This is a genomic window from Paracoccus acridae, assembly GCF_014642735.1.
Classification (GTDB): domain Bacteria; phylum Pseudomonadota; class Alphaproteobacteria; order Rhodobacterales; family Rhodobacteraceae; genus Paracoccus; species Paracoccus acridae.
In genome coordinates this window covers 154506-178001 of sequence record NZ_BMIV01000004.1, presented here as the reverse complement: position 1 = coordinate 178001, position 23496 = coordinate 154506, and the positions used below count along the sequence as shown (strand labels likewise).

Genomic DNA, 23496 nt, shown 5'->3' with positions numbered 1-23496 from the left:
GTTCAGTCGCCAAAGGATGAGCGCAGAAAGGACATCGCGATGGTCACACGCAGCGGATCGGCCACCTGGCAAGGCGGGCTGAAGGACGGCACGGGCACGGTATCGACCCAGTCGGGGGCCCTGGACGGCCTGTCCTATGGCTTCAACAAGCGTTTCGGCGAAGAGCCCGGCACCAACCCCGAGGAACTGGTCGGCGCGGCCCATGCGGCTTGCTTCAGCATGGCGCTGTCGAACATGCTGTCCGAGGCCGGCATCGGCAACATCGACATCAAGACCACGTCCCGGATCACCCTGGACAAGGACGGCGACGGCTTCACCGTCACCAAGGCGCATCTTGTGACCCAGATCTCTGGCGACGGCGACAAGGCACAGATCGAGGAACTGGCGCAGAAGGCCAAGGCAGGCTGCCCCATCTCGAAGCTGCTGAACGCCGAGGTCACGATGGACGCGACGGTCGCGTGATGCGTATCCGGATCGGGCACGAGATGACGATCGAGGTGCCGCAGGACACGCCGCTGATCAGCCTGACGACACCGGAAACGGCCCGGCACCGCGACTATGTCTTCCCCGAGGATGCAAGGACGATCCCCTCGGTCCCGGTCCAAACCTATGTCGATCGCTTCGGCAACATCTGCCGGCGCATGGTGGCGCCGGCGGGCAGCTTCACGATCTTCAGCGACATCACCCTGAACGACCCCGGCACGCGCGACGAGGCCGATTTCGGCGCCGCCGAATGGGCGGTCGAGGCCCTGCCACCCGAGGTCCTGGGCTACCTGACCGCCTCGCGCTATGTCGAGGTGGACCTGGTCAGCGACGAGGCCTGGCAGTTGTTCGGCCATGTCGCGCCCGGATGGAATCGGGTGCAGCATATCGTGGACCATGTGAACGGCAGCATGGTCTTCGACTACAAGCTGGCCTCGCAGTTTCGCACCGCCGCAAGCGCCCGACAGGACGGCGTGGCGGTCTGCCGCGACTTTGCGCATCTGACGCTGGGCTATCTGCGGGCGCTGAACATCCCGGCCCGCTATGTCAACGGCTATGTGGGCGACATCGGCGTGCCCGCCGCCGCCGCGCCGATGGATTTCGCCGCCTGGATCGAGGTCTTCCTGGGCGGCAAGTGGTGGACCTTCGATCCACGCAACAACCAGCGGCGGATCGGCCGGGTCGTCGTCGCGCGGGGGCTGGACGCGGCCGACGTGCCGCTGCTCAACACGTTCGGCACCCATACGCTGACAGGCTTCCGCGTCTGGTGCCATGCTGTCGACGACTTCGGCAACGAACTGGACGGGATGCTGTTCGCCTGACCTTGCATTGGCCCCGTCTCTGTGACCACCTGCCCCCCCAGGGCAGGATCGCATCATGACCGTCTTCAAGGGCCTTTCCGCATTTCCCATCACGCCCGCCGACGCCGACGGCCGCGTCATGCTGCCCGACCTTCAGCGAATCCTGCGCCACGTCGCAGAGGGCCGGCCGGATTCGATCTGTGTGCTGGGCAGCACGGGCGGCTATGCCTATCTTGACCCGGACCAGCGGCGCGCCGTGGCGGAAGCGGCCGTGGCCGAACTGGCCGACCGCGTCCCGGTGATCGTGGGGGTCGGCGCGCTGCGCACGGACACGGCCGTGGGCCTTACCCGCCACGCGGCCGATCTTGGGGCCGCCGGGCTGCTGGTCGCGCCCATGTCCTATACCCCGCTGACCGAGGATGAGGTCTTCCACCATTTCGCCGCCATCGCCGCGGCCAGCGACCTGCCGGTCTGCATCTACAACAATCCCGGCACGACACATTTCACCTTTTCCACCGCGCTGCTGGCCCGGCTGGCAACCCTTCCCACCGTCCGGGGCGTGAAGATGCCGCTGGTGTCCTCGGGCGACTATGCGAGCCAGATCGCCGAACTGCGCGCCGCCCTGCCAAAGGGCTTCTCGGTCGGCTACAGCGTCGATTGGGTTTGCGCACCCGCGATGCTGGCGGGGGCGGATGCCTTCTACAGCGTCGCCGCAGGGCTGTGGCCCGATCCGATGCTGCGGCTGGTGCGCGCGGCGCGGCAGGGCGACGCGGCCAAGGTCGGACGGATCGACGCGACACTTGCGCCTTTGTGGGACCTGTTCAGGACGCGCAGCAGCTTTCGCACCGTGCATCACGCGGCAAACCTGATGGGCCTGACCCAGGCCCAGCCGCCGCGCCCGATCCTGCCCCTGTCTGACCATGACGACACACTTCGCGCCGCCATCGCCGCCCTGGACACCCGCCAGCATTAGCATACCGTTGCATACCGATTGCCTATCGCGCGCGCGGCGGATAGAACCCCGCGAAATTGCGAGGGAGCCTTCCGATGACCAAGACCCGCACCGAAACCGACAGCTTCGGCCCGCTGGAGGTTGACGCCAGCAAATACTGGGGGGCGCAGACGCAGCGCTCGATCCAGAACTTTCCCATCGGCTGGGAACGCCAGCCGGTCGCGATCATCCGCGCGCTTGGCGCGATCAAGCTGGCAGCGGCCCGCGTGAACCAGGCCAATGGCGATTTGGACCCGTCCATCGGCAAGGCCATGGAACAGGCCGCGACCGAGGTCTTCGAGGGCAAGTTCGACGACAACTTCCCGCTGGTCGTCTGGCAGACGGGGTCCGGCACGCAGTCCAACATGAACGCGAACGAGGTCATCTCGAACCGCGCGATCGAGATCCTGGGCGGCGAGATGGGCAGCAAGAAGCCGGTCCATCCGAACGACCATGTGAACATGGGCCAGTCCTCGAACGACACCTTCCCGACCGCGATGCATGTCGCCATCGGCATGGTGGCCCGCGACACGCTGATCCCCGGCCTGGAAAAGCTGCACAAGGCCTTGGTCGCGAAGTCCGAAGAATTCAAGGACATCATCAAGATCGGCCGCACGCATACGCAGGATGCCACGCCCCTGACCCTGGGCCAGGAATTCGGCGGCTATGCCCATCAGGTCGCCAAGGGCATCGAGCGCGTCAAGCTGGCGCTGACCGACATCTATGAGTTGGCCCAAGGCGGCACGGCGGTCGGCACCGGGCTGAACACGAAAAAGGGTTGGGACACGGCCATTGCGGCGGAAATCGCCAGGATCACCGACCTGCCCTTCGTAACCGCCCCCAACAAGTTCGAGGCCCTGGCCGCGCATGACGCGATGGTCTTCTTCTCGGGCGCGCTGAAGACGGTCGCGGCATCCCTGTTCAAGATCGCCAATGACATGCGCCTGCTGGGATCGGGGCCGAGATCCGGCCTGGGCGAACTGATCCTGCCGGAGAATGAGCCGGGATCGTCCATCATGCCGGGCAAGGTCAACCCGACCCAGGCCGAGGCGCTGACCATGGTCTGCGCCCATGTCATGGGCAATGACGCGGCCATCGGCTTTGCAGGGTCGCAGGGGCATTTCGAGTTGAACGTCTATAACCCGATGATGTCCTATAACGTGCTGCAGTCGATGCAGCTTCTGGGGGACGCGGCGGGCAGCTTCACCGACAACATGGTCGTGGGCACCCAGGCCAATATCCCGCGGATCGAGAAGCTGATGAAGGAATCGCTGATGCTGGTGACGGCCCTGGCGCCCACCATCGGCTATGACAACGCCACCAAGGTCGCCAAGACCGCGCATAAGAACGGCACCACCCTGCGCGAGGAAGCAATCGCCCTTGGCTTCGTGGATGGCGAGACCTTCGACCGCGTTGTCCGCCCCGAGGACATGATCAGCCCCAAGGGCTGATCGGGCTTGACCTGATCGGGCCGGGGCGCGTTATGCTGACGCGTCCCGGTTTTTCATTGGACCCATGACCAAGATCATCAACCTGCGGCAGGCCCGCAAGCAGCGCGCCCGCGACGACAAGCGCGCGGCGGGCGATGCCAACGCCGCCAAGTTCGGCGAGGCGAAGCCCCTGCGCGATGCGCGCCAGGCCGAGGCCGCGCGCGCGGACCGCATCCATGACGCGCACCGGCTGGACGATCCGCAAGGCAATGATTGACCTGCCGCCGATGACGCCCCCGGCCAAGCGGTCGGTGACCATCGACGGGCACCGCACCTCGGTCTCGCTGGAGGATGCGTTCTGGCGGGGCATCGCGGATGCGGCCCGCGCGCGGGGCATGACCCGCGCCGAACTGATCGGCCGGATCGACCACGCCCGCCCGCCCGAGGTGGGGCTGGCGACGGCCCTGCGCCTGTTCGTGATCGCAGAGTTGCAGCGTTAGCCGGGGGCTGTCTGCCCCCGCTCGGGCCTGCCGGCCCCTTCCTCACTGAAAAAGGTCCACTGGACCTTTTTCCGGGCGTTAGGAAGCCCCGAGGATATTTGGACCAAAGTGAAGGCTCAGGCGCGCAGGGTGCCGCCGGTCGCCTTCTGGACCTTGTCGATGATCTTCTGGCTGACGGCCTCGATTTCCGCATCCGTCAGGGTCTTGTCGCGCGGCTGCAGGCGCGCGGTGATCGCGATGGACTTGCGCCCGCCTTCAAGGCCAGTGAACTGGTCGAAGACCGTCACGCTGTCGATCAGCGCCTTGTCCGCCCCGGCGGCGGCGTTGACCAGGGTCAGCGCCTCGACCTGCGGATCGACCACGAAGGCGAAGTCGCGTTCGACCGCCTGCAGTTCCGAAATGGCAAGGGCCGGGCGGGTTGCCGTCTTGGCCTTGGGGAAGGGCACGTTGGCGATGCGGACGGTGAAGGCCACGGCCGGGCCCTTGACATCGAAGGCGCGCAGGATGCGGGGATGGATTTCCCCGAAGGTCGCCAGGACATTCGGGCCCAAGGCGATGTTGCCCGCGCGGCCCGGATGCCACCATGGGTCCAGCTTGCGGTTCACCTGCACCTTGGCGGGCGCGCCGATGGTGGCCAGCACGGCCTCGGCATCGGCCTTGGCATCGTAGAGGTCCACCTTGCGGCGGCTGCCGAAGGGATCGCGCGGCGCCGTGTTGCCGATCATCAGGCCCGACAGTTGCGTCGCCTGTTCGCCCGGCTCGCCGCCTGCGAAGACCGGACCCAGTTCGAACAGCGCCAGATCCGCGCTGCCGCGCGCCTGGTTGCGGGCAGCGGCTGCCAGAAGGCCGGGCAACAGGTCGGGGCGCAGATGCGTCATCTCGCTGCTGATGGGGTTTTCGACCCGCACCGCATCCGTACCGCCGCCGAACAGCGCGGCCGCGTCGCTGTCGATGAAGCTGTAGGTCACGCATTCGTTGTAACCCAGCGCCGCCGCCTGCCGCCGCGCCGCGCGTTCGCGGACCTGCAGCGGGGTCAGGACCGGCTGGGGCACGCCGGGACGCGGACGCGGCAGAGGCTGGCCCTGCAGCCTGGTCAGGCTGGCGATGCGGGCGATCTCCTCGACCAGGTCGGCCTCGCCCAGGACGTCGGGGCGCCAGGTCGGGACATGGGCCATGTCGCCTTCCATGCGGAAGCCGAGCGCGGTCAGGGTGGCGCGCTGTTCATCCGCCGGGATGTCCAGGCCGACCAGGCTGGCGGTGCGGGCGGTGTCCAGGAGATAGGCGCGCGCGGTGTCGGGAACGGCGCCGGCCTCGACCACCTCGGAGGGCTCTCCTCCGCACAGATCCAGGATCATCCGCGTCGCAAGTTCCAGCCCCGGGCGGGTGAAGGCCGGGTCCACGCCGCGTTCGAAGCGATAGCGGGCGTCGCTGTTGATCTTCAGCGCGCGGCCCGTGGCCGCGATGGCGATAGGATCCCAATAGGCGCTTTCAAGGAAAACCTCGGAAGTGTCTTCGGAACAACCGGAATGTTCGCCCCCCATGATGCCCGCGATGCTTTCGGGGCCATTCGCGTCAGCGATCACCATGGCCCCTTCGGGCAGGGCATAGGTCTTGCCGTCGAGGGCCAGGATCTCCTCTCCCGCCGCAGCCGGACGGACCGCCAGATCCCCCGATACCTTCGCCATGTCAAAGACATGCAGCGGCCTGTTCAAGTCATAGGTGAACAGGTTGGTGATATCGACCAATGTGTTAATCGGGCGCAGCCCGATGGCGCGCAGGCGCTGTTGCAGCCATTCGGGCGCGGGGCCGTTCCTGACGCCCCGGATCACCCGGCCTGCGAAATAAGGGGCCTTGTCGGCAATGGCCGGGTCGATGCTCACGCCGACCGGACTGGGGAAGTGCCCAGGAACCACAGCATCCGCCACGGGCTTCAGCACGCCCAGGCCGCGCGCCGCCAGATCGCGGGCGATGCCGTGGACGCCAAGCGCATCGGGCCGGTTCGGCGTGATCTTGATATGGATCATCGGATCGACCTTTTCCGGCGCGTTCTGCGCCAGCCAGTCCACGAAGCGTTGTCCGACCTCGCCCGAGGGAAGCTCGATGATGCCGTTGTGTTCGTCCGACAGTTCAAGCTCGCGCTCGGACGCCATCATGCCGTGGCTCTCCACCCCGCGGATCTTGCCTACGCCAAGAGTGGTGTCGATGCCGGGCACATAGTCGCCGGGCTTGGCCAGCACCACCGTGATCCCCTCGCGCGCGTTGGGGGCGCCGCAGACGATCTGCTTCTCGCCCTCGTCCGTCAGCACGCGGCAGACCCGCAGGCGGTCGGCGTCGGGATGTTGTTCCGCGTGCAGGATGCGGGCCAGGGTAAAGCTGCGCAGCTTGGCGGCGGGATCGCGCACCTCCTCGACCTCGAGGCCCAGGTCGGTCAGCGCCTCGGTGATCTGATCCAGGGTCGCGTTCGTATCGAGATGCTCTTTGAGCCAGGAGAGGGTGAATTTCATGACGCAGCTTTCCGTTTCGCGCCGCAGGGGCGTTTGCCTGCGTTGAACCGTTCCACGGCGGGATGGTCAAGCGTCAAGCCGAGTTTGGCGGAATTAATGTCGGCCCGGATTGCCCGGCCCCTTCCGTAATGCAAGAGTTCGCCCGAAACCGCCATCCTACCACGGAGTAGATCATGCCCCATCCCCGCCCACCTGTTCTGGCCGGACTGGTTCTTCTGGCCGCCACAGGTCTTGCCTTGCCTGCGACCGCGCAGATCTGCGGCGAGGATGCACAGTGGCTGGGGGCAGAGGCTGACGGGGATGTTTCCACCAGCGAAACGCCCCTGGTGACTGCGGCCGACGTTGCGGCGGGCCAGCGGGCGTTCTTTGCCTTTCGTGTCAGCGGCGACGCCCTTGCGCTGCGTGTCGAGGCAGAGGCGCCCGAAGGAGATCCCGCGATTTCCCTGCTGACCGAGGACGGGCATCTGATCGCCGAGAACGACGATACGGCGGTTTCCTTGAATTCGCTGCTGGAAACCTCGGTTGGCCCGGGGGTGTATTGCGTCACACTCCGGTCGGCGAACGACGGCGCCCTGGCGGCGACGGTCCAGGTCTCTCGCCAGGACCAACCCGCGCTGCTGGCCGGGGACAATCAGCAAGCGGGCATGGACGCGATCGCCCCTTGCACGACAGACACCCCCGCCGAGGTCTTGTCGCCCGAGGCCCTGAACGGCCGGCTGGATCAGGGGCTGGTGACGACGGCCCAGGACGGGACGACGCATTATTACCGTTTCAGCCTGTCACAGCCGATGCCCCTGACATTGCGCGCCGCCAGCCCGACCCTGGATCCGGTTCTGAAACTGTTCGACGGCCAGGGCGTGCTGCTGGCAGAGAATGACGACGCGGATGGCCTGAATTCCCGGCTGGACTTCGCATCACCGCTGGCGGCGGGGGATTACTGCGTCGCCGCCGCCTCGCTTAGCGGGCAGCCCGGAGAGGTGACCCTCAGCGCCGAAAAGCTGGACCCCGAAGCCTTTCTTCGCAACGCCTATCGCCGGGGGGAACTGGCGCCGCCTGCGGATGGCGGCTTTCCGATCCAGGACGTCGATCTGGACCAGCAGACGCAGACGGTCGTGCTGCACGATGGCGCTGCGCAATGGCTGGGCCTGGCTTTGGATCAACCGACGGTGCTGATCATCAGCGGCTATGGATCGTTGACGGGTGCCGATCCCAAGCTGGTGCTCTTTGCCGCGTCGGGCGCCCCGGTGGCCGAGAACGACGACATCGACGGCAGCACGAATGCGCGCCTGGGGCCGGTCCTGCTGGAACCGGGCCGCTATCACCTGGGGGTGATCGACGTCAGCCGCAACGACGGCACCACCGGCCCGATCCGCCCGATCGGGCTGATCTTCGACCGGTTCCAGCGGGTGCCCTGATCCTTGCACCCGGAACAGGCCGTCCTATCTAATCTGCAAGGGGCGGCTGATCCGCCCGACGGAAGGAGAAGCCCGTGCCGGACAAGGTCCAACAGCAATTGCTGATCGAACAGCGCGTTGCAAACGAATCGAAATCGCAGCTGGTCGCCTATCTGCTGGCGATCGTGCTGTGGGGATTCGGGGCGCATCGCATGTATCTGGGCCGGTGGGCCAGCGGCATCATTATGCTGCTGATGTGGGGATTGGGCTGGTTGACCGCGCCGATCCTGATCGGCTGGATCCCCATCGCGCTTGTCTGCGTCTGGGCCTTCATCGACCTGTTCCTGATCCCCGGAATGATCCGGGGCGACCAGGCCGTGATCCGGCAGCGGCTGATGGCGGGCCGCTCGTAACGAAAAAGGCCGCGCCGGCATCGCCGCGCGGCCTTTCCTTAAGGAATCACGCCCTTACTTGGGGGCGATCATCATCACCATCTGCCGGCCTTCCAGCTTGGGCATGGATTCGACCTTGCCGGCCTCGCCCACATCGTCGCGGACGCGGTTCAGAAGCTCCAGCCCCAGGTCCTGGTGGGCCATCTCACGGCCGCGGAAGCGCAGCGTGACCTTGACCTTGTCCCCTTCGCCCAGGAACTTCATGACCGAACGCATCTTCACATTGTAATCATGGTCATCGGTTCCCGGACGGAACTTGATTTCCTTGATCTCGATGATCTTCTGCTTCTTGCGGGCCTCGGCCTCGCGCTTCTGCTGTTCATACTTGAACTTGCCAAGATCCATGACCTTGCAGACAGGCGGAACGGCGTTGGGCGAGATTTCGACCAGATCCAGCCCGGCTTCCTGCGCCATCTGCAATCCGACCGAAGGGGGGACCACGCCCACATTCTCTCCGTCGGCGCCGATCAGGCGGATTTCGGATACGCGGATGCGTTCGTTGACGCGGGGGCCGGTATCACGGGTGGGCGGTGCGTTATGCGGTCGGCGGGCTATGGCTGTGCTCCTTTGATAGCCAAATCGGAATGGACGGAAAATAAGCGTCAAAGCGCGATGATTCAACCGGATTTGATCGCCGATGGAATGGTTGCGGACCGTTCCGGCGGCTTTTCGACGCGGTTTGCATGTGCCATAGCTTCGCAAACCTTCTGCAAGGAACCTTTGTGATGCGCGTTCTGCTGGCCCTGATCCTGATTCTTGCCCTTGGGTTCGGCGGCTGGAGGATCTGGCAGGCCAACCAGCCCGACGGCAGCGTCGTCCCGCCCCAGGACGTCGTGGCGTCCGAGGAACCGGCCACCCAGGCGACCGATGCCGCCGCCGATGCAGCAGCTGATGCCGCAGCCGTGGCCGCGGATGTGGCGGCCGAGGCGGTCCAGGCCTCCGAGGAAGCAGGCGTCGCCCCCGTCAGCGAGGCTGCCGCCGAGGCCGAGGCCGCTGCCGAAGCGGCCCTGGATGCCGCCGACCGCGCGGCAGATGCCGCGGCAACGGCGGCAGAAGGCGCCTCTGCCCCCGTGACGCAGGCGGCACAGGACGCTGCGCAGGCGGCCAACGACGCCGCTGCGGCCACCGATCAGGCCGCCACCGCGGCGGTTGCCGCCACGCGGATCCAGTCGCTGCTGACGCCCGAAGGTTTCGACGCCGATCAGGTTACGCGGATCATCGACGGCGCCGCCATCGGCGATGCCCAGAAGGCCACCCTGAAGCGCCTGGTCGAAACGGCTGGGAACAATCCCGACCTGCTGCGGCAGGCCCTGGATCAGGTCAAGGCCGTGATGCCGTGACCATGCATCCGCCGCTGGCCGATTTCCTGAAGTCGCGCCCGGCCGTCCTGTCGCGCGGTCCCTTGGCCATCATCCTGGTCGAGGACGATGCCGTCGTCGCCGAAACGCTGCGGCATCATCTGGACATCGGCTTTCGTCACATCCTGGCCCTGTCCCCCGATCCGATCACTCTGCCGCCCGACGCGACGGGGCGTATCACCAACCTGCGATGGAACACGCGCCAGGCCGACGCCCACCGGGACGCCGTCAATGCCGTGATCGCGGCCGTCCCTGCGGGGACCTGGCTTTACTATGGCTTCAACGCCGAGTTCCTGTTCTTTCCCTTCTCGGAAACCCGCACCGTGGGAGAACTTTTGTCCTTTCACACCGAGGAACGCCGCGATGCGATGCTGACCTATGTGATCGACCTTTATTCCCCCGATCTGGACCGGGATCCGAACGCCGTCAGCCTGGGGGACGCGATGTTCGACCGGACGGGATATTTCGCGCTTGCCCGCAAGGACGGGAATGGCCTGCCCCTGGAACGCCAGCTTGATTTCCACGGCGGCCTGCGCTGGCGTTTCGAGGAACACATTCCGCCATCGCGACGCCGGATCGACAGGGTGGCCCTGTTCCGCAGCGCAGCCACCTTGCGTCTTGAGGCGGACCACCGCTTCTCTGTTCCCGAATACAACACCTATTCCTGTCCCTGGCACCACAACCTGACGGCGGCGATTGCGTCATTCCGGGCTGCCAAGGCGCTTGCGACCAATCCCGGCTCGAGAGAGGCGATTCGCACCTTGCGGTGGAAGAATTCGGAACCCTTTCAATGGCGCGCCCAGCAATTCCTGGATTTGGGATTGATCGAGCCGGGACAGTGGTTCTGAAAGCCCCTCTCGGCCACGCCCGGTCCTCTGCCTGAACCCTGATGGGGAACGCAGGGTCGGCCCATCACACGGGATGGCACGAAAGTCTGGTCCTCGGAACGCCCCCCTTCATGCTAGGCTGGGACGCCGGTTCTGGCTTGGCCGAGGGAGGGCGGAATGGCCGATCGTCATCACGTCAGAGAGATCGAGCAGGTTCTTGACGGCACGCAGACGGGCCGGGACGGTTTCGTGGCGGCATCCTGGCGGCGTTGCGTCGAACTATACGGCATGGACCCGTCGCGGAACGATCCGGCCCATATCGTCACCGAGGCCGAATTGCGCGATCACCGCAAGCAGGCGGAATGGATGATCGGGGCCGCCCGATCCAGCCTGCAAAGCCTGTTCCGGCAGGTTGCCGGGCAGAACTATGTTCTGCTTCTGACGGATGCGAAGGGCGTCTGCGTCGATTTCTTCGGGGACGACCTTTTCGTCAACGAGTTGCGCGGTGCCGGGCTTTACCTCGGTTCCAACTGGTCCGAGGATCTGGCGGGCACCTGTGGCGTCGGGGCCTGCATCGTCACGCAGGAACCGGTGACCGTTCACCAGGACGACCACTTCGGCAATGCCCATGTCTCGCTCAGCTGCACCGCGGCGCCGATCTTCGACAGCCTGGGCGGGCTGGCTGCGGTGCTGGACATATCCCTGCTGCGGTCGCCGACGCCGAAGCGCAGCCAGAACCTTGCGATGAGCCTTGTCACCAATGCCGCCCGCCGGGTCGAGATGGCGAACCTGATGGCAGAAGGGCGCCGTGACTGGATATTGCGGCTCTCCGACAGCCCCGAGTTCCTGGACGTCGATCCCGAGGCAGCCGTTCGCCTTGATGGGTCGGGGCGCGTTCTTGGCTATACACGCGCTGCGCGGCGTCTTTTCCCCGATGGCGGTCCGATCCTGGGGCGCCGCATCGACGAGGTTCTGGGCGTCACGGTGGACGACCTGCCGGACTTGATGCGCGACCGCCCGACCGAGGATCGAATCGTCGAAATGCAGGGCGGCGGTGCGCTGTTCGGCCATGCCATCGCACCGCAGGCGCCGCGCGCCGCGTTGCGCAGCAGCCGCCGCGACGGGCCGCTGGCGGGACTGGCGGGCGACGATCCGGTGATGGAACAGCTTCTTGCGCGTGCGGCAAAGCTTGCACGCACGGACGTGCCGCTGCTGATCGCCGGCGAGACGGGGACCGGCAAGACGAAGTTGGCGCGCGCGATCCACATGGCCGGAACGGCAAGCGGCTTTCTGGCCCTCGACTGTGCAGGGCTGTCCGCTGAGGTATTGCGCGAAGCCTGTGCCGATATCAGCGGCCCGACCACCCTGCTGCTTCGCCGGATCGAGGATCTGGACGCCGGGACGGCAGCCGCGCTGGCTGCGATACTGGACAGCCACGAGCTTCTGAGGCCGCTTTCGACCACCTGCGCCCTGCCCTCGGACCAGAGCCTCCCTCGGCCGCTGTTCCACCGCCTTGCGGGTGCCACGCTGTCCTTGCCGCCGCTGCGCCAAAGGCAGGATCTGGGCACGCTGCTGGATCGGCTGCTGCGGCGACGCGCACCCGACGACATGCGCCTGTCCCCATCGGCCCGCGCCGCCCTTCTGGGCCGTCATTGGCCCGGCAACCTGCGCGAGCTTGAACAGGTCTTGGATGTGGCGGTCGCCCTTTGCGAGGGGCGCGTGATCGACCAGCCCGACCTGCCCCAGCCCGTCGATGCCGCGCGCCGGGACAGCGAAGCGGACGAGCCGCTGGAGCAGGTCATGGAAGCCTGCGGATGGAACATGTCCTGTGCCGCGCGGCGCCTTGGGGTCAACCGCTCGACCGTCCTGCGCCGCCTGCGTCGTGCCGGGTTGCAACCGCCGGCCTAGGGCGTTGCGCGGCGTTGCGCCTGCAACATGCCGCATCGCAGCGTGCGATTTTCCGGCCGCGCAGCCTTCATTTCCGTGGATCGGGCAGCCAACGGACCCCGATACTTCTCCTTGCACACAGGAGGAGAGGCAATGCTTGATTCAACCGCGACATCCCGCACGCAGGTGGTGCTGGATGCCCTGAACACCGCGCTGGCTGCGGGCGATGTGGATGGCGTCAAGGCGCTGTTCGCCACCGACAGCTATTGGCGCGACCTGGTGTCGATCACCTGGAACCTGAAGACGGTCGAGGGGCCGGAGGGCGTGGCAGACATGCTGTCGCAGCAGCTGGCGCATACGACGCCAAGCAATTTCCGGATCCAGGACGGAGAGGCGCCCGCCGAGGACGGCGGCGTCATCACCACCTGGATCACTTTCGAGACCAAGGCCGGACGCGGCTGGGGTTTGATGAGGCTGAAGGACGACCGCATCTGGACCCTTCTGACGGCCCTGCAGGAACTGAAGGGTTTCGAGGAAAGCCGCGGCAAGCGCCGTCCCATGGGCGCCGAACACGGCGCGCAGAAGAACCGCCAGTCCTGGAAGGAACGCCGAGAGGCCGAGGAAACGCGCCTGGGCTATGACGCCCAGCCCTATACGGTGATCGTGGGCGGCGGTCAGGGGGGCATCGCGCTTGGCGCCAGGCTGCGGCAACTGGGCGTGCCGACCATCGTTCTGGACAAGCACGACCGACCCGGCGACCAGTGGCGCAGCCGCTACAAGTCGCTCTGTCTTCACGACCCGATCTGGTACGACCACCTGCCCTATATCAAGTTTCCCGACAACTGGCCGGTCTTCACGCCCAAGGACAAGATCGGCGACTGGCTGGAAATGTACACCAAGGTCATGGAGATCAACTATTGGACCCGGTCCGAGGTGCAGTCGGCCAGCTTTGACGAAGCTTCCGGCACCTGGACGGTCAAGGTCAACCGCGACGGCGAACAGGTGACGCTGAAGCCCACGCAACTGGTGCTGGCGACCGGCATGTCGGGCAAGCCGAACATGCCCCGGTTTCCCGGCATGGAAAGCTTCAAGGGCGAAATCCAGCATTCATCCCAGCACAAGGGGCCGGATGCCTGGACCGGCAAGAAGGTCGTGGTCGTCGGTTCCAACAACTCGGCCCACGACATCTGCGCGGCGTTGTGGGAAGCCGATGCCGACGTCACCATGGTGCAGCGATCATCCACCCATATTGTCCGGTCGGACAGCCTGATGGAGATCGGGCTTGGCGGGCTTTATTCCGAAGATGCCTTGGCGAACGGCGTGACGACCGAAAAGGCCGACATGATCTTCGCCTCGCTTCCCTATCGGATCATGCACGAATTCCAGATCCCGCTTTACGACCAGATGCGGGAACGGGACGCCGATTTCTATGCCGGTCTTGAAAAGGCGGGGTTCCAGCTTGACTGGGGCGACGACGGATCGGGCTTGTTCATGAAATACCTGCGGCGCGGGTCGGGCTATTACATCGACGTTGGGGCCAGCCAACTGATCATCGACGGCGAGGTGAAGCTGGTCCAGGGCCAAGTCGATCATTTCGAGGAAGATGCCGTGGTGCTGACGGACGGCACGCGGCTGCAAGCCGATCTGGTCGTCCTGGCGACTGGATATGGCAGCATGAACGGCTGGGCCGCCGATCTGATCAGCCAGGAGGTCGCGGACAAGGTCGGCAAGGTCTGGGGCCTGGGCTCGGACACCACCAAGGACCCCGGTCCCTGGGAAGGCGAGCAGCGCAACATGTGGAAGCCCACGCAGCAGGAAAACCTGTGGTTCCACGGCGGCAACCTGCACCAGTCGCGCCACTATTCCCTGTATCTCGCGCTTCAGCTCAAGGCCCGGATGGAGGGGTTGGACACGCCCGTCTATGGCCTGCAACAGGTGCATCACCTGTCGTGATGCATCTTGCGCCCGGCTGCCTCCTGGCCGGGCGCACATCCCCTTGTTCGGAGATCAAGATGAAAGCAGCACGTTGGCATGGCGTGAAGGACATCCGCGTCGAGGATGTCCCGGAACCGACCCCCGGTCCGGGCGAGGTCAAGGTGAAGGTCGCCTGGGCCGGGATCTGCGGCAGCGACCTGCATGAATACCTCGCGGGTCCGATCTTCGTGCCGGTAGAGAAGGACCACCCGCTGAGCCACGACAAGGCACCGATCACCATGGGCCACGAATACTGCGGCACCGTGACCGAGTTGGGCGAGGGCGTCACCAGCGTCGCGGTCGGCGATCGCGTGGCGATCGAGCCGATCTTTGCCTGCGGCACCTGCGCCGCCTGCCGGGACGGCAAATACAACCTGTGCGACTCGCTGGGCTTCGTGGGGCTGTCGGGCGGTCACGGCGGCTTTGCCGCCTATTCCGTGGTGCCGGCGCGCATGGTCCACAAGATGCCCGAGGGGCTGTCGATGGAACAAGGCGCACTTGTCGAGCCTGCCGCCGTGGCCCTGCACGCCGTCCGGCTGTCGAAGATCAAGGCCGGCGACACGGCGGCGGTCTTCGGCGCCAGCCCGATCGGGCTTCTGGTGCTGGAGGCATTGCGGGTCGCGGGGGCGGCGCAGATCCATGTGGTGGAACCGTCCGAGGTGCGGCGGCAAAAAGCCCTGGAACTTGGTGCCACGACGGCCACCGATCCAACGGCGGCGGATGCCGTCGGCCTGATCCGAAAGGCCACCGGCGGCGTGCATGTCGCCTTCGAGGTGACAGGCGTGCCGCAGGTTCTTGCGCAATGCATCGACGCCACGCGGCACGAAGGGCAGACCCTGATCGTCTCGACCTGGGAAGCCGATGCCGGCTTCCAGCCCAACACGGTCGTGCTGAAGGAACGTCAGCTTCAGGGCACCATCGCCTATCGCAACGTCTATCCGGCGGTGATGGAGCTGATGACCCAGGGCTATTTCAGCGCCGACAAGCTGGTCACGCGGCGCATCGCGATCGACGATATCGTGAACGAGGGGTTCGAGGCCCTGGCCAGCCAGAAATCCCATGTGAAAATCCTCGTCGAGGCGCCCTGACGAAACGCCACAGGGCGCGGCTTGTGCCCGCGCCCTGCTGGTTTTTGTCTGATCCGGCAAGCTTCAACAATGGGCTGCGATCCGTTGCCCACTTTGCTTTCCGAAGGCGGGAACCCGGATTTCCGGGTTCCCGTCGGCGCGAGGCCTGTCACTCCTGCCAGCTTTTCACCAATTCGTCATAGCTGATGGTTTCGGGCTGCGGATCCTCGTTTTCCAGCTTCAGCTGGGGCGCGATGCCCCCATGCTCCTTGGCATAGTTGTTCCACCATTCAAGGTCATGCTCCTCGGCCATCTTGGGGCCGATGTCGCCCTGGACACCCGCGCGTTCCAAGCGTTCCATCACCTTTTCCTGCTCGGCACACAGGCTGTCCATCGCCTCTTGCGGGGTCTTGGCGCCCGAGGCGGCGTCGCCGATGGCCTGCCACCAAAGCTGCGCGAGCTTCGGGTAATCCGGCACGTTGGTCCCGGTGGGCGACCACTGCAACCGGGCGGGGCTGCGATAGAATTCGATCAGCCCGCCCAGCTTGGGCGCGCGGTCGGTGAAGGACTGGTGGTCCAGCGTGGACTGGCGGATGAAGGTCAGGCCGACATGGCTTTTCTTCACGTCCACCGTCTTCGAGGTCACGAATTGCGCGTAAAGCCAGGCGGCCTTCGCGCGGTCGTCGGGCGTGGATTTCATCAGCGTCCACGACCCCACGTCCTGATAGCCCAGTTTCATCCCCTCTTGCCAATAGGCGCCGTGGGGCGAGGGGGCAAAGCGCCATTTCGGCGTCCCGTCCTCGTTCACGACCGGCAGGCCTTCCTTGACGAAATCGGCCGTGAAGGCGGTATAGGTGAACATCTGCTGGGCGACCTCGCCCTGGCTGGGGACCGGACCGCTTTCGCTGAAGGTCATGCCCTGGGCGGCCGGGGGCGCATAGGCCGACATCCAGTCCAAGTATTTCTGGATCGCGTAAACCGCAGCCGGGCCGTTGGTGTCGCCGCCACGCGCGACGCAGCTGCCCACGGGGCGGCTGTTTTCATCCACGCGGATGCCCCATTCGTCCACCGGCAACCCGTTCGGGATGCCCTTGTCGCCGTTCCCCGCCATGGACAGCCAGGCATCGGTGAAACGCCAGCCCAACGACGGGTCCTTCTTGCCATAGTCCATGTGGCCATAGACCTTCTTCCCGTCGATCTCTCGCCCGGTGAAGAATTCGGCGATGTCCTCATAGGCCGACCAGGTAACCGGCACGCCCAGGTCATAGCCGTATTTCTCCTTGAACTCGGCCTTGTTCTGTTCGTCGTCGAACCAGTCCGCCCGGAACCAGTAAAGGTTCGCGAACTGCTGGTCGGGCAACTGATACAGGTCGCCGTCCGGCGCGGTGGTGAAGGACTTGCCGATGAAGTCGTCGATGTCGAGGTTGGGGTTGGTGACATCCGCGCCTTCGTTCGCCATCCAGTCGGTCAGGCTGCGCACCTGCTGGTAACGCCAATGGGTGCCGATCAGGTCGCTGTCGTTGACATAGGCGTCATAGATGTTCTCGCCCGACTGCATCTGCGTCTGCAGCTTCTCGATCACGTCGCCTTCGCCGATCAGGTCATGCGTGACCTTGATGCCCGTGATGGCCGTGAAGGCGGGGGCAAGGGTCTGGGCTTCGTATTCATGGGTGGTGATGGTTTCGGACACCACCTTGATCTCCATCCCCGCGAAGGGTTGGGCGGCGTCGATGAACCACTGCATCTCGGCCTCTTGGGCGGCGCGGTCCAGGCTGGACATGTCGCCGATCTCGGCGTCCAGGAAGGCCTTCGCCTCCTCCATGCCGGCTTGCGCGCCGGTGACCATCAGCGCAAGGCTCATGGCCGTCGTCAAATAGAACTTCATGTCTTCTCCTCCCCAGGATGGGCCTTGGCGGCCCGTTTTCACACCCAGCGGAACACCGCCGCGGCGTAGATCAGTGACACGATCAATCCTCCCCAGGCGGGCGTTCCCCCGAAACCCAGCCAGGCAAGGTTGATGAAGGCCGAGCCGAGCAGGCTGATGAACAGCCGGTCGCCCCGGGTCGTCCAGATGCCCAGAACGCCCTTGCGGGGCGTTTCGGGGGATCGGATGGCAAGCCAGGTGAAAAGCAGCAGCAGCGCCGCGATCACCCAGAAGAACAGCGCGGTCGGAAAGGTCCAGGCCATCCAGCCGCCGGGATTGAGGCTGCCGGTCCATTCCCGCACCCCGTCCTCGGCCGGGACCAGCATGAACAGCCATGCCAAGGCGGCCATCATCAGCAGGGCGGCGGCGGCAAAGCCCAGGTTGACGGAACGCCCGCGCATCACACCCTCCCCAGGGCGAAGCCCTTGGCGATGTAGTTGCGCACGAACCAGATCACCAAGGCGCCGGGCAGGATCGTCAGCACCCCCGCCGCCGCCAGCACCCCCCAGTCGAGGCCCGAGGCACTGACCGTCCGCGTCATCGTCGCCGCGATGGGCTTGGCGTTCACGCTGGTCAGCGTGCGCGACAGCAGCAGTTCCACCCAACTGAACATGAAGCAGAAGAAGGCGGCGACGCCGATGCCGCTGGCGATCAGCGGCATGAAGATGCGGGTGAAGAAGCGCGGAAAGCTGTAGCCGTCGATATAGGCGGTCTCGTCGATCTCTCGCGGGACGCCGGACATGAAGCCTTCCAGGATCCAGACGGCCAGCGGCACGTTGAACAGGCAATGCGCCAGCGCCACGGCGATATGGGTGTCGAACAGGCCGACGGCCGAATAAAGCTGGAAGAAGGGCAGCGCGAAGACGGCGGGCGGGGCCATGCGGTTCGTCAGCAGCCAGAAGAACAGGTGCTTGTCGCCCAGGAAGCGGTATCGGCTGAAGGCATAGGCGGCGGGCAGCGCCACGGCCAGCGACAGCACCGTGTTCATCACCACATAGATCAGGCTGTTGATGTATCCCATGTACCAGCTGGGATCGGTCAGGATCACGCGGAAGTTGCGCAGCGTGGGATTCTGGGGCCAGAGGCTGAAGGTGCCGGTGATCTCGGCATTGGTCTTCAGGCTCATGTTCACCAGCCAGTAGATCGGCACCAGCAGGAACAGAAGATACAGGGTCATGACGACAGCAGACCCTCGGGATGCGCGGGCGGTGGTCATGTGCGGTCCCTTTGCGCGGTCATGACGGTATAGAAGACCCAACTGATCAGCAGGATCACCAGGAAATAGATCAGGCTGAAGGCTGCCGCCGGGCCCAGGTCGAACTGCCCGATCGCCATCTTCACAAGGTCGATCGACAGGAAGGTGGTGGCGTTGCCAGGACCGCCGCCGGTGACGACAAAGGGCTCGGTATAGATCATGAAGCTGTCCATGAAGCGCAGCAGCACGGCGATCAGCAGCACGCCCGACATCTTGGGCAGTTCGATATAGCGGAACACGCCCCAGCGGCTGGCCTGGTCGATGCGCGCGGCCTGGTAATAGGCGTCGGGGATGGATTGCAGCCCCGCATAGCAGAGCAGCGCGACAAGGCTGGTCCAGTGCCAGACATCCATCACGATGATCGTGGCCCAGGCATCCACCGGGTCGTTGACATAGTTGTAGTCGATGCCCAGTGCCGCCAGCGTGTGCCCCAGCAGGCCGATGTCCACGCGGCCGAAGACCTGCCAGATCGTGCCCACCACGTTCCACGGGATCAGCAACGGAAGGGCCATCAGCACCAGCACCAGGCTGGCCCAGAAGCCGCGCTTGGGCATGTTCAGCGCGATGAAGATGCCCAAGGGGATCTCGATGGCCAGGATGATGGCCGAGAACAGAAGTTGCCGGCCCAGGGCTGCATGGATGCGGTCGCTTTCCAGCACCTCCTGGAACCAGCCGAGGCCGTTCCAGAAGAACTGGTTGTTCCCGAAGGTGTCCTGCACGGAATAGTTCACCACCGTCATCAGCGGGATCACGGCGGAAAAGGCGACCAGCACCAGCACCGGCAGGACCAGGAACCAGGCGCGGTTGTTGACGGGCTTGTCCATCACGCGGCCCTTTCCAGCGGCTCGATGCGCCAGTCATCGACAAAGACGCCGATGCGCGCGGGGTCCAGCGCCACGCGGTCGAACGCGGCGGGGATCGGCTGATCCTCGGGGACGACGAGGTTGAAGGGTGCGCCCGCGACCTCTCCGCGCAGGATGCGGTGGTGGCCCACATCCTCGGTGCGGATCAGGCGGAAGGGCAATCCTTCGGATGCCGGCCGCACGGCGTCGGGGCGGATGCCGATCTGCACGCGACCCTTCGGCGGCGCATAGGGCGCGGCCAGCGGGATCGTGGTCCCGGCGATGCGGGCGGTCGTGCCCTGGATTTCCGCATCCAGCAGGTTCATGCCGGGCGAGCCGATGAAATAACCCACGAAGGTATGCGCCGGGGCGTCGAACAGCGACTGAGGCGTGCCCGCCTGCACGACGCGGCCTTCGGACATGACCACCACCTCGTCGGCGAAGGTCAGCGCCTCGGTCTGGTCGTGGGTCACATAGATCATCGTGTGGCCGAACTCTCGGTGCAGGGCCTTGAGTTGGGTTCGCAGTTCCCACTTCATCTGCGGGTCGATCACGGTCAGGGGCTCGTCGAACAGGATCGCGTTCACGTCCTGCCGGACCATGCCGCGGCCCAGGCTGATCTTCTGCTTGGCATCCGCCGTCAGCCCGCGCGCGCGGCGGTCCAGCGTATCGGTCATGCCGATCATGCGCGCCACCGCATCCACGCGCGCGGCGATCTGGTCGGCAGGCATCCCGCGGTTCTTCAGCGGAAAGGCCAGGTTTTCCCGCACGCTCATGGTGTCATAGACGACCGGGAACTGAAACACCTGGGCGATGTTGCGTTCCGCCGTGGACAGGTCGGTGACGTTCCGGTCGCCGAACAGCACCCGCCCGCGCGACGGGTGCAGCAGGCCCGAGATGATGTTCAGCAGCGTGGTCTTGCCGCAGCCCGAACTTCCCAGCAGCGCATAGGCCCCGCCGTCCCGCCAGGTCAGCGACATCGGCTTCAGCGCCCAGTCCGCATCCGCCTTGGGCGCGGGAAGATAGCTGTGGGCAAGGTTGTCGAAGGTGATCTGGGCCATCACGCCGCCTGTGCATAGGGGGCGGCGCGGGCAAGCCTGCCGCCTTCGTCGAACAGATAGACATGCGCCGGATCCAGCCAGACCGTCAGCGCGGCGCCGGCGGAAAGGTCGCGCACGCCCGGCACCAGGCCCACCCAGCGATCATCGCCGTGGCGAAGGTGCAGATAGGTTTCGGCCCCGGTGATCTCGGTCGCGTCCAGCCGGGCCGAAAGGCCAAGGGTCCCTGCCCCGGGTTCCAGCGTCAGATGGGGCGCGCGAAATCCGGCAAGATAGCGACCATCCGGGACATCCACCAGCCAGCGGGCGCTGTCCAGGATCGCCTCGCCGCCGGAAACCTGCACCGGCTTGAAGTTCATCGGCGGGTCGCTGAAGACCCGCGCCGTCACCGCGTCCTGCGGGCGGCGATAGACCTGCGGCGTGGGACCGAACTGCGTCACCCGGCCCTGCCACAGGGTCGCGGTATGGCCGCCCAGCAGCAGCGCCTCCTCGGGTTCGGTCGTGGCATAGACGAAGATCGCGCCCGAGGCCTCGAAGATGCGGGGGATTTCCGCCCGCAACTCCTCGCGCAGCTTGTAGTCGAGGTTCGCCAGCGGTTCGTCCAGCAGCACCAGCCCGGCGCCCTTGACCAGGGCGCGCGCCAGGGCCGTGCGCTGCTGCTGGCCGCCCGACAGTTCCAGCGGGCGGCGGTCCAGCATCGGGGTCAGGCGCATCATCGCGGCCGTCTCGCGCACGCGGCGGTCGATCTCGGCCCGCGCCACACGCTGCAGCCGCAGGGGCGAGGCGATGTTGTCATAGACCGTCATCGAGGGATAGTTGATGAACTGCTGGTACACCATGGCGACGCCCCGGTCCTGCACCCGCTGGCCGGTCACGTCCTGGCCCTGCCAATGGATCTGCCCGGTCGTCGGCTGGTCCAGCCCGGCCATCAGCCGCATCAGCGTGGTCTTGCCCGACAGCGTCGGACCCAGCAGGACGTTCATGCTTCCGGGCGCCAGCACAAGATCGGTCGGGTGGATCCAGTCCTGGCCCGCAACCTGCTTGGTGACGCCCCGAAGCTCCAGCGTCATGCCGCGGCCCTTTCGCTTGCCATGTAATCCTCGACGGCCGCGACCTGTTCTGGCGTCAGGCGCAGGCCCAGCTTGGATCGCCGCCACAGGACACCCTGGGCATCGCGCGCCCATTCCCGTTCGATCATCCAGCGCAGTTCGGCTTCCGTCAACGTCGCGCCGAAGTCGCGCCCAAGGTCGGCAGCCGTCCGGGCGCCGCCAAGAACAAGCGCCGCCTCGGTGCCATAGGCCCGCACCAGCCGGTTGGCCCAGTCCTCGGTCAGGAAAGGATGGTCGCGCCGCAGCGCCTGGGCCAGCGCACCTGCCCCGTCCACCGGAAAGTCGCCGCCGGGCAGATGCGCGCCCGCCGTCCAGGCCGCGCCCGCGCCCGGCAGATGCGGCGACAGCTTCGCCAATGCGGCCTCGGCCAGGCGGCGATAGGTGGTGATCTTGCCGCCGAAGACATGCAGGCAGGGCGCGCCCCTGTCATCCAGCGACAACACGTAATCGCGCGTCGCCGCAGTCGCCGTGGACGCGCCGTCGTCGTGAAGCGGCCGGACCCCCGAATAGGTCCAGACCACGTCGTCGGCGGTTACCGGCGTCCTGAAGTAGCCGGACACGAAGCGGCAAAGGTAATCCACCTCCTCGGGCGTGCAGACGGCGCGGTCGGGCGGTCCATCATGATCCACGTCGGTCGTGCCGATCAGGGTGAAGTCGCGTTCATAGGGGATCGCAAAGACGATCCGCCCATCCTGTCCCTGCAGGAAATAGGCCTTCTGGTGATCGAACAGCCGCCGCGTGACGATATGGCTGCCCCGCACCAGCCGCACCCCTTCGTTGCTGGGCAGATGCGCCACGTCGTGGATCACCCTGCCGACCCAGGGACCCGCCGCATTGACCAGCACCTTGGCGCGGAACTCTCGGCCGTCGGACAGGCGGACCAGCCAGCCCTCGGCCTCGCGCCGGGCCTCGGTCACCTTCGATCCGACGATGATGTCCGCCCCGCGCGCGGCGGCATCGCGGGCGTTCAGGACGACAAGCCGGGCATCGTCCACCCAGGCGTCCGAATATTCATAGGCGCGGGTCAGGCGGTCCTGAAGCGGCGCACCCTCGGGTGCCTGGCGCAGGTCCAGCGTCGAGGTGCCGGGCAGGATTTCCCGCGCGCCCAGGTTGTCATACAGGAACAGCCCCGCTCGGATCACCAGGTTGGGGCGGTGCCCACGTCCCCAGGGCATCAGCACCGACAGGATCCGCGATACCGGCGTCTTGCCCGCGAACCGCATCTTCGGGTCCAGCGGCAGGACGAAGCGCATCGGCCAGGCGATATGGGGCATGGCGCGCAACAGGACCTCGCGCTCACGCAGGGCCTCGCGGACTAGGCGCAGCTCCAGGAACTCCAGATAGCGCAGCCCGCCATGGAACAGCTTGGTCGAGGCGCTGCTGGTCGCCCCCGCAAGGTCGCCCTGTTCCGCAAGCCGGACGGACAGGCCCCGGCCGGCGGCGTCCCGGGCGATCCCCGTGCCGTTGATGCCCCCACCGATGACGAACAGATCCGTCGCCGACATAGCCATTCCTCACTTCCCCGTGTTCAATTCGAACATCCACGCACGCGATCTGTCAACATGGATGTTCGCTTTCGCGCATTTTGTTTCGCTTGACACAGGCGTTGCAAGGGGTCTTCTGGATCCGGGGCGCGAAACC

At 65.9% G+C, this 23496-nt stretch carries 22 protein-coding genes; 13 read left to right on the top strand and 9 right to left on the bottom strand.

All coding sequences use genetic code 11. The features are described 5' to 3' along the window. Positions 1–39: 39 nt before the first annotated feature. From IEX25_RS08045 to IEX25_RS08020, 6 genes are all read left to right on the top strand, one after another. The gene (locus IEX25_RS08045; RefSeq protein WP_103171262.1) at positions 40–462 is read left to right on the top strand and encodes an OsmC family protein; all 423 of its coding nucleotides are present in this window, start codon (positions 40–42) and stop codon (positions 460–462) included. After that, positions 462–1304 carry a transglutaminase-like domain-containing protein gene (locus tag IEX25_RS08040; RefSeq protein ID WP_103171263.1) on the top strand — a complete coding sequence of 281 codons (843 nt, stop codon included), beginning with the start codon at positions 462–464 and terminating at the stop codon, positions 1302–1304. Before IEX25_RS08045 ends, IEX25_RS08040 begins: the two co-directional genes overlap by 1 nt. Positions 1305–1359: 55 nt before the next feature. Next, a complete protein-coding gene (locus IEX25_RS08035; protein WP_103171264.1) occupies positions 1360–2256 on the top strand; it encodes a dihydrodipicolinate synthase family protein in 897 nt (298 codons plus the stop codon). 74 nt (positions 2257–2330) lie between these two features. Further along, the gene (gene fumC, locus IEX25_RS08030; protein ID WP_188714679.1) at positions 2331–3725 is read left to right on the top strand and encodes a class II fumarate hydratase; all 1395 of its coding nucleotides are present in this window, start codon (positions 2331–2333) and stop codon (positions 3723–3725) included. A gap of 64 nt (positions 3726–3789) precedes the next feature. After that, on the top strand, positions 3790–3981 hold the full coding sequence (locus IEX25_RS08025; protein ID WP_103171266.1) for a DUF4169 family protein: 192 nt from the start codon (positions 3790–3792) through the stop codon (positions 3979–3981). Beyond that, positions 3974–4204 carry a ribbon-helix-helix domain-containing protein gene (locus IEX25_RS08020; protein WP_103171267.1) on the top strand — a complete coding sequence of 77 codons (231 nt, stop codon included), beginning with the start codon at positions 3974–3976 and terminating at the stop codon, positions 4202–4204. Before IEX25_RS08025 ends, IEX25_RS08020 begins: the two co-directional genes overlap by 8 nt. 116 nt (positions 4205–4320) lie before the next feature. Here the strand turns inward: IEX25_RS08020 and pheT are convergent, their stop codons facing one another. Continuing rightward, positions 4321–6708 carry a phenylalanine--tRNA ligase subunit beta gene (gene pheT / locus IEX25_RS08015; RefSeq protein WP_103171268.1) on the bottom strand — a complete coding sequence of 796 codons (2388 nt, stop codon included), beginning with the start codon at positions 6706–6708 and terminating at the stop codon, positions 4321–4323. Positions 6709–6881: 173 nt separating this feature from the next. On the opposite strand from pheT, the gene IEX25_RS08010 reads away from it, so the two are divergent. Together IEX25_RS08010 and IEX25_RS08005 are read left to right on the top strand one after the other, a co-directional pair. Then, entirely contained in the window at positions 6882–8123 is a 1242-nt protein-coding gene (locus tag IEX25_RS08010) for a hypothetical protein (protein WP_103171269.1), read from the top strand. Positions 8124–8197: 74 nt separating this feature from the next. Continuing rightward, complete coding sequence (locus IEX25_RS08005) at positions 8198–8515, top strand: TM2 domain-containing protein (protein ID WP_229665099.1); 318 nt, start codon at positions 8198–8200, stop codon at positions 8513–8515. Between the two features lie 54 nt (positions 8516–8569). Here the strand turns inward: IEX25_RS08005 and infC are convergent, their stop codons facing one another. Next, positions 8570–9160: a translation initiation factor IF-3 gene (gene infC, locus IEX25_RS08000; RefSeq protein WP_229665098.1), complete on the bottom strand. Its 591-nt coding sequence runs from the start codon at positions 9158–9160 to the stop codon at positions 8570–8572. Between the two features lie 119 nt (positions 9161–9279). On the opposite strand from infC, the gene IEX25_RS07995 reads away from it, so the two are divergent. From IEX25_RS07995 to IEX25_RS07975, 5 genes are all read left to right on the top strand, one after another. Next, positions 9280–9894: a hypothetical protein gene (locus IEX25_RS07995; RefSeq protein WP_103171270.1), complete on the top strand. Its 615-nt coding sequence runs from the start codon at positions 9280–9282 to the stop codon at positions 9892–9894. Between the two features lie 2 nt (positions 9895–9896). Further along, on the top strand, positions 9897–10760 hold the full coding sequence (locus IEX25_RS07990) for a glycosyltransferase family 2 protein (protein WP_103171271.1): 864 nt from the start codon (positions 9897–9899) through the stop codon (positions 10758–10760). Between the two features lie 156 nt (positions 10761–10916). Next, the gene (locus IEX25_RS07985) at positions 10917–12647 is read left to right on the top strand and encodes a sigma-54-dependent Fis family transcriptional regulator (protein WP_188714678.1); all 1731 of its coding nucleotides are present in this window, start codon (positions 10917–10919) and stop codon (positions 12645–12647) included. A gap of 132 nt (positions 12648–12779) precedes the next feature. Next, complete coding sequence (locus tag IEX25_RS07980) at positions 12780–14579, top strand: NAD(P)/FAD-dependent oxidoreductase (RefSeq protein ID WP_103171272.1); 1800 nt, start codon at positions 12780–12782, stop codon at positions 14577–14579. A gap of 59 nt (positions 14580–14638) precedes the next feature. Further along, complete coding sequence (locus IEX25_RS07975; RefSeq protein ID WP_188714677.1) at positions 14639–15688, top strand: 2,3-butanediol dehydrogenase; 1050 nt, start codon at positions 14639–14641, stop codon at positions 15686–15688. Positions 15689–15836: 148 nt separating this feature from the next. Here IEX25_RS07975 and IEX25_RS07970 read toward each other — a convergent pair whose 3' ends face one another. From IEX25_RS07970 to glpD, 7 genes are all read right to left on the bottom strand, one after another. Next, positions 15837–17552, bottom strand: coding sequence for an ABC transporter substrate-binding protein (locus IEX25_RS07970; protein WP_103171273.1), 1716 nt, complete (start codon positions 17550–17552; stop codon positions 15837–15839). A 38-nt stretch (positions 17553–17590) separates the two neighbouring features. Next, the gene (locus tag IEX25_RS07965) at positions 17591–17917 is read right to left on the bottom strand and encodes a DUF2160 domain-containing protein (RefSeq protein WP_205048995.1); all 327 of its coding nucleotides are present in this window, start codon (positions 17915–17917) and stop codon (positions 17591–17593) included. Between the two features lie 74 nt (positions 17918–17991). Next, positions 17992–18807, bottom strand: coding sequence for a carbohydrate ABC transporter permease (locus IEX25_RS07960; RefSeq protein ID WP_103171275.1), 816 nt, complete (start codon positions 18805–18807; stop codon positions 17992–17994). Beyond that, the gene (locus IEX25_RS07955; RefSeq protein ID WP_103171276.1) at positions 18804–19670 is read right to left on the bottom strand and encodes a carbohydrate ABC transporter permease; all 867 of its coding nucleotides are present in this window, start codon (positions 19668–19670) and stop codon (positions 18804–18806) included. Before IEX25_RS07955 ends, IEX25_RS07960 begins: the two co-directional genes overlap by 4 nt. After that, positions 19670–20749, bottom strand: a complete 1080-nt coding sequence (locus IEX25_RS07950; protein WP_103171277.1) for an ABC transporter ATP-binding protein — start codon at positions 20747–20749, stop codon at positions 19670–19672. Before IEX25_RS07950 ends, IEX25_RS07955 begins: the two co-directional genes overlap by 1 nt. After that, positions 20749–21816 (bottom strand): ABC transporter ATP-binding protein, encoded by a 1068-nt coding sequence (locus tag IEX25_RS07945; RefSeq protein WP_103171278.1) that lies wholly within the window; start codon positions 21814–21816, stop codon positions 20749–20751. The genes IEX25_RS07950 and IEX25_RS07945 overlap by 1 nt, the downstream gene beginning before the upstream one ends. Further along, positions 21813–23360 (bottom strand): glycerol-3-phosphate dehydrogenase, encoded by a 1548-nt coding sequence (gene glpD / locus IEX25_RS07940; protein ID WP_188714676.1) that lies wholly within the window; start codon positions 23358–23360, stop codon positions 21813–21815. The genes IEX25_RS07945 and glpD overlap by 4 nt, the downstream gene beginning before the upstream one ends. Between the last annotated feature and the right edge of the window lie 136 nt (positions 23361–23496).